Raw genomic sequence first — 12,968 nt, 5'->3', positions numbered from 1 at the left:
TGCCAGGGATAACAAAGAAGCCTCCATAATGGAGGCTTCTGCATATCACACCAAAATCATCGGCCATTGTGGCGGTGCCTGATTTGTGGCTTCGACCACTACCGACTCAATGTTGTGCCAGATTGTGGCAATATCCATCATGGTAATTCCGAGCAGTCCCATCGCGAACCAGCAGGCGGAAACAACGCCCAGGCCACTACTGATCACCGCGAGTCCTACGTAATCAGACCGGCGAAAACGGATGTTGAGCGTACTTGCCAGAAACATCAGTACGGCGCTAAGAAGTTGCCAGCGAAGAAGAACCACGCCAGTGGTGAGGGTAGCCATCGAACATTTCCTCTGAAAATAACCGATACCCTGGACAGCACGGCTTTTCTCACGGGAGGCGTGATGCACTCTGGCTATCATGGGGCTTACATAATACCGAAATGAAACAATTATTGTGTTTCATTATTTTTGTGAACTATATCACAATTGGCTGTTTGTTAGCCAGATAGCATCGCTATTTTTATTAGCGTGCTTATTTTGTGGTTTTTCAGTGGCATCGCGAAAATACAACATATCGTATCTTTCTGACTGGCTCGCGTTTTTTAGTAAATTCTTTTTGATATCAGCGTGTTATTTCTTATTAAAACAACAATTATAAAGGTATCAATTTCAAATCAGGCAAAAGTGCTATTTATGCCGTAAGATTTATCTAACGTCGTCGGTGGCCAGGGTTTTCACCTTGCAATGACCAGCTATAACCAGACAGGGAATTGATAGAAATGAGTCATCGTGCACGACACAAATTGCTGGCGTTGCCGGGCATTATCTTTATAGCACTCCTCCCCATCATCCTGTCTCTATGGATTGCCTTCATTTGGGCAAAATCAGAAGTGAACAATCAGCTTCGTGTCTTTGCCCAGCTGGCGCTGGATAAATCCGAGCTGGTTATTCAACAGGCAGATTCAGCGAGCGATGAAGCGGAACGCTATCAGGGGCAAGTTTGTACTCAGGATCATCAAAAGCGAATGTTGAATATTATTCGTGGCTATCTTTATATCAATGAACTGATATATGCCCAGGATAACCGTTTTTTATGTTCTTCGCTTATCGCTCCAGTTGACGGATATATGATAGCCCCCGCGGATTATAAGCGCGACCCTGACATTTCTATCTATTATTACCGCGATACCCCTTTTTTCTCCGGTTATAAAATGACTTATATGCAGCGGGGTAATTATGTGGCGGTCATCAATCCTTTATTCTGGAGTGAGGTGATATCTGACGATCCGACGTTGCAATGGGGCGTGTATGATACGGTGACGAAAACCTTTTTTTCGTTAAGCAATCAGGCCTCGGCTGAAACGTTTACTCCGCTAATTCATCTGAATGATTTAACGGTGCAACGAAATGGTCATTTGTATGCAATGGTACATTCGACAAAACGCCCGATAGCGGCCATTGTTGCCACTTCAAATAAACGTCTTATCGCCCATTTTTATAATCATCTTATCTTTGCTTTGCCCGCAGGTATTTTTTGCAGTCTGGTACTGCTGTTACTCTGGTTGCGGATTAGCCAGGAGTACCAGTCACCCAAACGCAAATTGCAACGCGCCCTCGAAAAACGACAGCTTTGTCTTTATTACCAGCCAATTATCGATATCAAAACAGAAAAATGTATTGGCGCTGAAGCGTTGCTACGTTGGCCTGGTGGCCAGGGGCAAGTGATGAGTCCGGCAGAGTTTATCCCGTTGGCGGAAAAAGAGGGGATGATTGAGTTAGTCACTGATTATGTTATTGATAATGTATTCAGCGATCTGGGGGCGTATCTGGCAACACATGCCGATCGCTATATTTCTATTAACCTGTCGGCCTCCGATTTTCATACATCGCGTTTAATTGCACGAACCAATCAGAAAATAGAGCAATACGCGGTGCATCCGCAGCAAATTAAATTTGAAGTTACTGAACATGCGTTTCTTGATGTCACCAAAATGACGCCGATTATTCATGCTTTCCGTCGGGCCGGTTATGAAGTTGCGATTGATGACTTTGGCATTGGCTACTCCAACTTGCACAACCTTAATTCATTGAATATCGATATTTTGAAGATCGATAAATCGTTTGTTGAGACGCTGACCACGCACAAAACCAGCCATTTGATTGCGGAACACATCATTGAACTGGCACACAGTCTGGGGCTAAAAACGATAGCGGAAGGAGTAGAAACGTCGGAGCAGGTTAATTGGCTGCGCAAACGCGGCGTGCGTTATTGTCAGGGCTGGTACTTTGCAAAGGCGATGCCGCCGCAAATGTTTATGGAATGGACAGGGAAATTGCCCGCACATGAGTTAATGTGCGGGCAATAATTCTAGATACGGTGGCGATAATCGCTGGGAGTGCGATCAAACTGCCGACGGAAAACGCGGGAAAAGGTCTGCTGTGAGACATACCCAAGATCCATTGCGATATCAAAAATAGGACGCTCGGTGGTGCGCAACTCGACGGCAGCCAGTAACAGGCGGCGTTGACGAATGTAATCACCAAGTGTCTGATGCGTTACCGTGCGGAACATCCGCTGCAAGTACCACTTTGAATAACCTGATTTTTTCGCGACGACATCAATGTTCAGTGGCTGGTCAATATGCTCGTCAATCCATGCAATAAGATCCTGAATAATTTTCTGATGGGACATAAATCTGCCTCTTTTCAGTGTTCAGTTCGTTAATTCATCTTTTGGGGAGTATAATTCCTCAAGTTAACTTGAGGTAAAGCGATTTATGGAAAAGAAATTACCCCGCATTAAAGCCTTGCTCACCCCAGGCGAAGTGGCGAAACGCAGTGGGGTAGCGGTATCTGCACTGCATTTCTATGAGAGCAAAGGGCTGATTACCAGTATTCGAAATAGCGGCAATCAGCGACGATATAAGCGTGATGTGCTGCGATATGTGGCGATTATCAAAATTGCTCAACGTATTGGTATTCCATTGGCGACTATTGGTGAAGCATTTGGTGTGTTGCCTGAAGGGCATACATTAAGCGCCAAAGAGTGGAAGCAGCTTTCTTCGCAATGGCGAGAAGAATTAGATCGGCGCATTCATACCTTAGTGGCTCTGCGAGATGAACTGGACGGTTGTATTGGCTGCGGCTGCCTTTCGCGTAGTGACTGCCCGTTGCGTAACCCGGGCGACCGCTTAGGGGAAGAAGGTACTGGCGCGCGTTTGCTGGAAGACGAGCAAAACTAAAGCGCCACAAGGGCGCTTTAGTTTGTTTCCGGTCTTTGTCTTTCACTCTATCCCGCTGGTACACAGGAGGGTTTCCCCCGACGTCAACACACCTCATTCGAGCACGTGGTGGAGGTTCCGGTTGGTGTTGATACTTTAATTGTATGCCGCCCCCGTATCTTCGCCAGTGCAAAAAGACGCTTTTTAGCCGCAATGTTTTTGCCATGTTGCGCGATTTTTTACTGCAACCCTTCGCTACAAGCTACCTACAAATGCCGTAATTTTGCGCATCGACGATAACGTTTGCGCATCAATTGCCTGGTTTTTCATCGTCAATACAAGAAAAGGGAAAAAAGCAGCAAACTTAGGTTGAAAAAGCCGCTATGATCGCCGGATAATCGTTTGCTTTTTTTTACCACCCGTTTTGTATGCGCGGAGCTAAACGTTTGCTTTTTTGCGACGCCCCATATTGTCGCAAACCTGGAGCAGGAAGATAACGTTTCGCTGGCAGGGGATTGTCCGCCACGCATCTTGACGAAAAATAAACTCTCAGGGGATGTTTTCTATGTCTACGCCATCAGCGCGTACCGGCGGTTCACTCGACGCCTGGTTTAAAATTTCACAACGTGGAAGCACTGTCCGTCAGGAAGTGGTTGCCGGGTTAACAACGTTTCTGGCGATGGTCTACTCGGTAATCGTCGTTCCGGGCATGCTGGGTAAAGCGGGCTTCCCGCCAGCAGCAGTTTTTGTTGCGACCTGTCTGGTTGCCGGAATTGGTTCTATCGCGATGGGGCTGTGGGCCAATTTGCCGCTGGCTATCGGTTGCGCCATCTCCCTGACTGCGTTTACTGCATTCAGCCTGGTGCTGGGGCAGCATATTAGCGTTCCGGTTGCGCTGGGCGCCGTGTTCCTGATGGGGGTACTGTTTACAGTCATTTCTGCAACGGGTATCCGTAGCTGGATTTTGCGCAACTTGCCGCACGGTGTGGCGCATGGTACGGGGATTGGTATCGGCCTGTTCCTGCTGCTGATTGCTGCTAATGGTGTTGGCCTGGTCATTAAAAATCCGCTCGACGGTCTGCCGGTTGCGCTGGGTGATTTCGCAACCTTTCCGGTCATTATGTCGCTGGTAGGTCTGGCGGTGATCGTCGGTCTGGAAAAACTGAAAGTGCCGGGCGGCATTCTGCTGACCATTATCGGTATCTCGATTGTGGGCCTGATCTTCGATCCTAATGTCCATTTTTCCGGCGTTTTCGCTATGCCGTCACTGAGTGATGAAAATGGTAACTCGCTGATTGGTAGCCTGGACATTATGGGCGCGCTGAATCCGGTGGTACTGCCGAGCGTACTGGCGCTGGTGATGACTGCGGTCTTTGATGCGACCGGAACCATCCGTGCAGTCGCCGGTCAGGCGAACCTGCTGGATAAAGACGGGCAGATTATTGATGGCGGCAAAGCGCTGACCACCGACTCCCTGAGCAGCGTTTTCTCAGGCCTGGTGGGGGCGGCTCCGGCAGCGGTATACATCGAGTCTGCGGCGGGTACGGCCGCGGGCGGTAAAACAGGTCTGACGGCAATCACCGTCGGCGTATTGTTTCTGCTGATTCTGTTCCTCTCTCCGCTCTCTTACCTTGTTCCTGGTTACGCAACGGCTCCGGCTCTGATGTATGTTGGCCTGCTGATGTTGAGCAATGTGGCGAAAATCGACTTTGCTGATTTTGTTGATGCGATGGCGGGGCTGGTGACGGCGGTATTCATTGTACTGACCTGTAACATCGTGACCGGCATTATGATCGGTTTCGCGACCCTGGTCATTGGTCGTCTGGTTTCTGGCGAATGGCGTAAGTTGAATATTGGTACGGTCGTCATTGCTGTGGCGCTGGTCGCCTTCTATGCGGGTGGCTGGGCTATCTAAGCTTTAATAAGATTCTGAAAACGGGCGGTAATGGCTGCCCGTTTTTATTTTCTCCGTACATTGTGTGAGCTTTTGCGATATTCTGAAAAAACTGAGAATTCAGGCATAACGCCTTTCTCAAACCATAAAACATCGCAAACAGGGAACGCATGGAAATCTTCTTTACCATACTGATAATGACCCTCGTGGTTTCGCTGTCCGGGGTGGTCACTCGTGTCATGCCCTTTCAGATCCCGCTTCCGCTTATGCAAATCGCCATTGGTGCGCTACTGGCGTGGCCGACGTTTGGTTTGCATGTGGAGTTTGATCCTGAACTCTTTTTAGTTTTGTTTATCCCGCCGCTGCTGTTTGCTGATGGCTGGAAAACGCCGACCCGTGAATTTCTCGAACATGGTCGGGAGATCTTCGGTCTTGCGCTGGCGCTGGTGGTTGTCACCGTAGTCGGCATTGGCTTCCTCATTTATTGGGTAGTGCCAGGCATTCCGCTAATTCCGGCCTTTGCGCTGGCGGCGGTGCTCTCTCCGACCGATGCCGTGGCGCTCTCCGGGATTGTTGGTGAAGGGCGAATACCGAAAAAAATCATGGGAATTTTGCAGGGCGAAGCGTTGATGAATGACGCCTCCGGCCTGGTGTCGCTGAAGTTTGCCGTGGCAGTCGCGATGGGGACCATGATCTTCACTGTTGGCGGTGCGACGGTCGAATTTATGAAAGTCGCGATCGGCGGTATTCTCGCGGGGTTTGTAGTGAGTTGGCTGTATGGTCGCTCGCTGCGCTTCCTGAGCCGCTGGGGCGGCGATGAACCTGCGACACAGATCGTACTGCTGTTCCTGCTGCCGTTCGCCTCTTATCTGATTGCCGAACATATTGGCGTGTCCGGTATCCTTGCGGCGGTTGCTGCCGGGATGACCATCACCCGTTCAGGCGTGATGCGCCGTGCGCCGCTGGCGATGCGTCTGCGTGCGAACAGCACCTGGGCAATGCTGGAGTTTGTCTTTAACGGCATGGTGTTCTTGCTGTTGGGCCTGCAACTGCCGGGCATTCTGGAGACGTCGCTGATGGCGGCAGAGATCGACCCAAATGTCGAAATCTGGATGCTATTTACCGACATCATCTTGATTTACGCGGCGCTCATGCTGGTCCGTTTCGGCTGGCTGTGGACGATGAAAAAGTTCAGTAACCGCTTCCTGAAGAAGAAACCGATGGAGTTTGGTTCGTGGACCACACGAGAAATTCTTATCGCGTCTTTTGCTGGAGTTCGCGGGGCCATCACCCTGGCCGGTGTGCTCTCTATTCCGCTGCTGTTGCCGGACGGTAACGTCTTCCCGGCGCGTTATGAGCTGGTGTTCCTGGCGGCAGGCGTCATTCTTTTCTCGCTGTTTGTTGGCGTGGTGATGCTGCCTGTTCTGCTGCAACACATTGAAGTTGCAGACCATTCGCAGCAGTTGAAAGAGGAACGCATTGCGCGCGCGGCAACGGCAGAAGTAGCGATTGTGGCGATCCAGAAAATGGAAGAGCGACTGGCGGCGGACACTGAAGAGAATATCGACAACCAGCTGCTTACCGAAGTCAGCTCTCGCGTCATCGGTAACCTGCGTCGTCGCGCCGACGGCCGAAACGACGTTGAAAGTTCTGTCCAGGAAGAGAATCTGGAGCGTCGATTCCGTCTGGCGGCGTTGCGTTCTGAACGTGCGGAACTTTATCACCTGCGCGCCACGCGGGAGATCAGCAACGAAACGCTGCAAAAGTTGCTACACGATCTTGATTTGCTGGAAGCGTTGTTAATAGAAGAGAACCAATAACGCTTTGGCGGTGTAATCGGTAAAAAGGTGCAGTACATCGCACCTTTTTACCGTTGGTCTGGTGACCAGAGGCGAGTGGAGATTAATGCGCGCGGCCCTGCTCAACGCCAAAGCCGGTCTGGGAACGGATAAATTGCGCACGGAACAGTTCACGCTCGCGCGCCCCTTCCGCTGAGTTATCAGTTGCCGAGAAGAACCAGATGCCGAGGAATGCCACGGTGATAGAGAACAGCGCCGGGTATTCATACGGGAAGATAGCTTTTTCGTGACCGAGGATCTGTACCCAAATAGTCGGGCCGAGGATCATCAGCACCACCGCAGTAATCAGTCCTAACCAGCCGCCCATCATCGCGCCACGGGTAGTCAACTTTGACCAGTACATGGAAAGCAGAATGATTGGGAAGTTACAGCTTGCGGCGATGGCAAACGCCAGGCCCACCATGAAAGCGATGTTCTGATTCTCAAACAGCACGCCGAGGATAATGGCAATCACGCCGAGGATCAGCACGGTGATTTTCGATACTCGCAGCTCTTCACGTTCGGTTGCGCCTTTTTTGAAGACGTTAGCATACAGGTCGTGAGACACTGCCGATGCGCCCGCCAGCGTCAGACCCGCAACTACCGCGAGGATAGTGGCGAAAGCAACCGCTGAAATAAAGCCGAGGAACAGGTTACCGCCCACCGCATTGGCCAGGTGAACAGCCGCCATGTTGTTACCACCAATCAGATGGCCCGCCGCGTCTTTATATTCCGGATTTGCACCAACCAGCATGATCGCGCCAAAGCCGATAATAAAGGTCAGGATGTAGAAGTAGCCCATAAATCCGGTGGCGTAGAACACGCTCTTACGTGCTTCGCGGGCATCGCTGACCGTAAAGAAACGCATCAGAATATGCGGCAAGCCAGCCGTACCAAACATCAGCCCAAGCCCCAGCGACAGTGCTGAGATCGGATCTTTCACCAGTCCGCCCGGTTTCATGATGTCGACACCTTTCGGGTGTACCGCCATCGCTTCGCTGAACAGATTGTTAAAGCTAAAGCCGACGTGTTTCATCACCATAAAGGCCATAAAGCTGGCACCGAAAAGTAGCAGCACAGCTTTGATAATCTGTACCCAGGTGGTCGCCAGCATGCCGCCGAACAGAACGTACATCATCATCAGCACGCCGACCAGCACTACCGCAATGTGATAGTTAAGGCCGAACAGCAGTTCAATCAATTTACCGGCGCCGACCATCTGGGCGATAAGGTAAAGCGCCACCACCACCAGAGAACCACATGCCGAAAGAATACGAATCGGCCCTTGTTTCAGGCGGTAAGAGGCTACATCGGCAAAGGTGTAGCGACCGAGGTTACGCAGACGTTCGGCAATCAGGAACAGAATGATTGGCCAGCCTACCAGGAAGCCCAACGAGTAGATCAGCCCGTCATAGCCGGAGGTAAACACCAGTGCGGAGATCCCCAAAAATGAGGCGGCGGACATATAGTCACCGGCAATCGCCAGCCCGTTCTGAAAACCGGTGATATTGCCGCCTGCGGTGTAATAGTCATTACGCGAACGTACGCGTTTTGACGCCCAGTAGGTAATGCCGAGCGTAAACACGACGAAAATCAGGAACATAATAATCGCCTGCCAGTTCGTTGGCTGGCGCTCTACGGCCCCGCTAATAGCATCCGCGGCGTTAGCTGCGAAAGGGAGTGTGGCGGCAAGCGCCGTCAGAACTCTTTTCATGATGCTTGTACCTCATGCAGGACTTCATTATTAAGACGGTCGAATTCGCCGTTCGCCCGCCAGATGTAGATACCAGTGAGAACAAAGGAGATCACTATTACCCCAACGCCAACTGGAATACCGCGTGTGACGCTGGTGTTCGGATTCAGCGGGGTGCCCAGCCAGCCGGGCGCGAAGGCGATCAGTAAAATAAAGCCGATATAAACTGCCAGCATAATAATCGACAGGATGGTGGCAAACCGTTGCCGTTTTTCGACTAACTCCCTGAAATGCGCATTGTCTTCTATCCGCTGATAAATAGTGCCATTCATCACAGATTCTCCAGAGGTAATGTAGGGATTGTTTTAATTCCCGCTCCCTTATGGGAGAAGGTTAACGCTCGGGTAACCCTTGCCGAATGTAGGCCGGATAAGGCGTTATACGTCGCATCCGGCAATCAATGCCTGATGCGACGCTGTCGCGTCTTATCAGGCCTACAAACCGTTACCGACTCGCATCCGGCAATTGTGGGTTACGATGGCATCGCGATAGCCTGCTTCTCTTCAAGCAGCTTCTCGACTACGCCAGGATCGGCAAGCGTCGAGGTATCGCCCAGGTTGCTGGTATCGCCCGCCGCAATTTTGCGCAGAATACGGCGCATAATTTTGCCGGAGCGGGTTTTAGGCAGGGAGTCGGTCCAGTGCAGCACGTCTGGCGTCGCCAGCGGGCCAATCTCTTTACGCACCCAGTTGCGGACTTCTGCGTACAGTTCTGGTGACGGTTCCTCCCCGTGATTAAGCGTGACGTAGGCGTAGATCGCCTGACCTTTAATATTGTGCGGAATACCGACGACAGCGGCTTCGGCAATCTTCGGATGGGCCACCAGCGCCGACTCAATCTCCGCCGTCCCCAGACGGTGACCAGAGACGTTCAGCACGTCGTCTACGCGCCCGGTGATCCAGTAATAGCCATCTTCATCGCGCCGCGCGCCGTCGCCGCTGAAATACATATTTTTGAAGGTGGAGAAGTAGGTCTGCTCAAAACGTTCGTGATCGCCAAACAGCGTACGCGCCTGACCCGGCCAGGAGTCGGTGATCACCAGACTGCCTTCGGTGGCCCCTTCCAGCGGGTTACCTTCGTTATCGACCAGCGCCGGTTGCACGCCGAAGAACGGACGTGTTGCCGAACCGGCTTTCAGCTCGGTAGCGCCAGGCAGCGGGGTGATCATGAAACCGCCGGTTTCGGTCTGCCACCAGGTATCGACCACCGGGCATTTCTCGTTGCCGATTTTTTTCCAGTACCACTCCCACGCTTCTGGGTTAATTGGCTCGCCCACGGAACCGAGAATGCGCAGCGACGAACGATCGGTGCCTTCAATCGCTTTATCGCCTTCCGCCATCAGCGCGCGAATCGCCGTGGGCGCGGTATAGAGAATATTGACCTGATGCTTATCCACCACCTGCGCCATACGGGCAGGCGTCGGCCAGTTCGGTACGCCTTCAAACATCAGCGTGGTCGCGCCGCAGGCCAACGGGCCGTACAGCAAATAACTGTGTCCGGTAACCCAACCCACATCGGCGGTGCACCAGTAGATATCGCCCGGATGATAATCAAAGACATATTTAAAGGTCAGCGCCGCGTACACCAGATAACCGCCGGTAGTGTGCAGTACGCCTTTCGGCTTACCGGTAGAACCGGAGGTATAGAGAATAAACAGCGGATCTTCGGCGTTCATCTCTTCCGCCTGATGCTGATCGCTGGCTTGCTCAACCAGGTCGTGCCACCACAGGTCGCGCCCTTCCTGCCAGTCAATTTTTCCGCCAGTACGCTTCAGTACCACCACATGCTCTACGCTGGTGACGTTCGGGTTTTTTAGTGCGTCATCAACGTTTTTCTTCAGCGGAATACTACGCCCGGCGCGCACGCCTTCGTCGGAAGTGATCACCAACCGTGAGTTAGAATCGATAATGCGCCCGGCAACGGCTTCCGGCGAGAAGCCACCGAAAATTACCGAATGCACCGCGCCAATACGGGCGCAGGCCAGCATCGCAACCGCGGCTTCCGGCACCATCGGCATATAAATCGCCACCACATCACCTTTTTTAATGCCCAGCTCGAGCAGGGTATTGGCGAAGCGGCAGACGTCACGGTGCAGCTCTTTATAGCTAATATGTTTGCTCTGGCTGGCGTCGTCGCCTTCCCAGATGATGGCGGTACGATCGCCGTTTTCTTGCAGATGGCGGTCAAGGCAGTTTGCCGCCAGATTCAGCGTGCCGTCCTCGTACCATTTAATTGACACATTACCGGGGGCAAAGGAGGTGTTTTTCACCTTCTGGTAAGGTTTGATCCAGTCGAGAATTTTTCCCTGTTCGCCCCAGAAGATATCAGGTGCGTTAATAGATTGTTGATACATCGCCTCGTACTGCTGAGGGTTTATCAGGCAACGGTCTGCGATGTTGGCAGGAATGGTGTGTTTGTGAATTTGACTCATGCTTTTGTTCTCCTTGTAGGATGTTAATAATATGTGGCATAAGCGTTAAATGTAGGGGTATTGGCAGTTTTGTTTAGTATTTGGGCGACAGATCACGCAAAAGTAGAATTGTGCAAATAAACGGCAGGGTAATTTTTGAAGGTCAGCAACAAAAGTTGATTAATTCTTTGAGGAACATGCAGTTATGCATGCTGTTGAAAAAGAGGAAGATACTGACTAACTCTAAAGTGGTATTTTACATGCACTTACAATTGATTAAAGACAACATTCACAGTGTGGTTATTTGTTACACATAGGGGCGAGCAATGTCATGACAGTGTAGGTGCGGTTACTGTCGTGAAAAACAATAAAAACCGCCATTGCAACAATGGCGCAATTCGGATGAAGCCCCTATGACAAGGATAAAAATAAACGCACGCCGTATCTTCAGCTTATTGATTCCTTTTTTCTTTTTCACTTCTGTTCACGCTGAACAAACGGCTGCTCCCGCAAAACCTGTAACTGTGGAAGCGAAGAATGAAACCTTTGCCCCGCAGCATCCCGATCAATATCTCTCCTGGAAAGCCACCTCGGAACAGTCAGAGCGTGTTGACGCCCTGGCGGAAGATCCACGGCTGGTGATCCTGTGGGCGGGGTATCCCTTCTCGCGCGATTACAACAAGCCGCGTGGACATGCCTTTGCTGTGACCGATGTGCGTGAAACCCTGCGTACCGGTGCGCCGAAAAACGCTGAAGATGGTCCGCTACCGATGGCGTGCTGGAGTTGTAAAAGCCCGGATGTGGCGCGTCTGATCCAGAAAGACGGCGAAGATGGCTACTTCCACGGTAAATGGGCGCGCGGCGGCCCGGAAATCGTCAACAACTTAGGTTGTGCCGACTGCCATAACACCGCCTCACCAGAGTTCGCCAAAGGCAAACCGGAGTTAACCCTTTCCCGTCCGTATGCGGCTCGCGCGATGGAAGCCATTGGTAAACCTTTTGAGAAAGCCGGACGTTTCGACCAGCAATCGATGGTTTGCGGTCAGTGTCATGTGGAGTATTACTTCGACGGCAAAAACAAAGCGGTTAAATTCCCGTGGGATGACGGCATGAAAGTCGAAAATATGGAGCAGTATTACGACAAAATTGCCTTCTCCGACTGGACTAACTCCCTGTCGAAAACGCCAATGCTGAAAGCGCAGCACCCGGAATATGAAACCTGGACAGCGGGCATTCACGGTAAAAACAACGTGACCTGTATCGACTGCCATATGCCAAAAGTGCAGAACGCCGAAGGCAAACTCTACACCGACCATAAAATTGGTAATCCGTTTGATAACTTCGCCCAGACTTGTGCGAACTGCCATACCCAGGACAAAGCTGCCTTGCAAAAAGTAGTCGCGGAACGTAAGCAGTCGATTAACGACTTGAAAATCAAGGTTGAAGATCAACTGGTTCACGCTCACTTCGAAGCGAAAGCGGCGCTGGACGCAGGCGCGACGGAAGCCGAAATGAAGCCGATTCAGGACGATATCCGTCATGCCCAGTGGCGTTGGGATCTGGCGATCGCTTCCCACGGCATTCATATGCACGCACCGGAAGAAGGTCTGCGGATGCTCGGCACGGCGATGGATAAAGCCGCTGATGCGCGTACCAAACTGGCGCGTTTGCTGGCGACCAAAGGCATTACCCATGAAATCCAGATCCCGGATATCTCGACCAAAGAGAAAGCCCAGCAGGCAATTGGCCTGAACATGGAACAAATCAAGGCCGAGAAGCAGGACTTCATCAAAACGGTGATCCCGCAGTGGGAAGAGCAGGCACGTAAAAACGGTCTGTTAAGCCAATAACCCCGTTCCGCCTC

At 51.6% G+C, this 12,968-nt stretch carries 10 protein-coding genes; 5 read left to right on the top strand and 5 right to left on the bottom strand.

Annotation, left to right across the window (positions count from 1 at the left end; genetic code table 11):
- Positions 1 to 45: 45 nt before the first annotated feature.
- Entirely contained in the window at positions 46 to 327 is a 282-nt protein-coding gene (locus D9742_RS16445; protein WP_130237597.1) for a YjcB family protein, read from the bottom strand.
- Between the two features lie 440 nt (positions 328 to 767).
- Between D9742_RS16445 and D9742_RS16440 the strand changes: the two genes are divergently transcribed.
- On the top strand, positions 768 to 2,354 hold the full coding sequence (locus D9742_RS16440; protein ID WP_130237596.1) for an EAL domain-containing protein: 1,587 nt from the start codon (positions 768 to 770) through the stop codon (positions 2,352 to 2,354).
- 2 nt (positions 2,355 to 2,356) lie between these two features.
- On the opposite strand, the gene soxS is transcribed toward D9742_RS16440, so the two are convergent.
- On the bottom strand, positions 2,357 to 2,680 hold the full coding sequence (gene soxS / locus D9742_RS16435) for a superoxide response transcriptional regulator SoxS (RefSeq protein ID WP_000019357.1): 324 nt from the start codon (positions 2,678 to 2,680) through the stop codon (positions 2,357 to 2,359).
- Between the two features lie 85 nt (positions 2,681 to 2,765).
- Here soxS and soxR point away from each other — a divergent pair, with 85 nt between their 5' ends.
- From soxR to D9742_RS16420, 3 genes are all read left to right on the top strand, one after another.
- Positions 2,766 to 3,230, top strand: coding sequence for a redox-sensitive transcriptional activator SoxR (gene soxR, locus D9742_RS16430; RefSeq protein ID WP_000412428.1), 465 nt, complete (start codon positions 2,766 to 2,768; stop codon positions 3,228 to 3,230).
- Between the two features lie 544 nt (positions 3,231 to 3,774).
- Positions 3,775 to 5,124: a guanine/hypoxanthine transporter GhxP gene (ghxP, locus tag D9742_RS16425; protein ID WP_130237595.1), complete on the top strand. Its 1,350-nt coding sequence runs from the start codon at positions 3,775 to 3,777 to the stop codon at positions 5,122 to 5,124.
- A 149-nt stretch (positions 5,125 to 5,273) separates the two neighbouring features.
- Positions 5,274 to 6,923, top strand: coding sequence for a Na+/H+ antiporter (locus D9742_RS16420; RefSeq protein WP_130205832.1), 1,650 nt, complete (start codon positions 5,274 to 5,276; stop codon positions 6,921 to 6,923).
- Between the two features lie 82 nt (positions 6,924 to 7,005).
- On the opposite strand, the gene actP is transcribed toward D9742_RS16420, so the two are convergent.
- From actP to acs, 3 genes are all read right to left on the bottom strand, one after another.
- Positions 7,006 to 8,655 carry a cation/acetate symporter ActP gene (gene actP / locus D9742_RS16415; protein ID WP_000832551.1) on the bottom strand — a complete coding sequence of 550 codons (1,650 nt, stop codon included), beginning with the start codon at positions 8,653 to 8,655 and terminating at the stop codon, positions 7,006 to 7,008.
- Positions 8,652 to 8,966, bottom strand: coding sequence for a DUF485 domain-containing protein (locus D9742_RS16410; RefSeq protein ID WP_001296646.1), 315 nt, complete (start codon positions 8,964 to 8,966; stop codon positions 8,652 to 8,654). The genes actP and D9742_RS16410 overlap by 4 nt, the downstream gene beginning before the upstream one ends.
- Positions 8,967 to 9,166: 200 nt before the next feature.
- On the bottom strand, positions 9,167 to 11,125 hold the full coding sequence (acs, locus tag D9742_RS16405; RefSeq protein WP_130237594.1) for an acetate--CoA ligase: 1,959 nt from the start codon (positions 11,123 to 11,125) through the stop codon (positions 9,167 to 9,169).
- A gap of 392 nt (positions 11,126 to 11,517) precedes the next feature.
- On the opposite strand from acs, the gene nrfA reads away from it, so the two are divergent.
- The gene (gene nrfA / locus D9742_RS16400; RefSeq protein ID WP_000196875.1) at positions 11,518 to 12,954 is read left to right on the top strand and encodes an ammonia-forming nitrite reductase cytochrome c552 subunit; all 1,437 of its coding nucleotides are present in this window, start codon (positions 11,518 to 11,520) and stop codon (positions 12,952 to 12,954) included.
- Positions 12,955 to 12,968: the final 14 nt, after the last annotated feature.

This window comes from Escherichia sp. E1V33 (assembly GCF_004211955.1).
GTDB lineage: Bacteria > Pseudomonadota > Gammaproteobacteria > Enterobacterales > Enterobacteriaceae > Escherichia.
The sequence above is the reverse complement of the archived record's forward strand: the minus strand, read 5'-3'. Positions and strand labels throughout refer to the sequence as shown.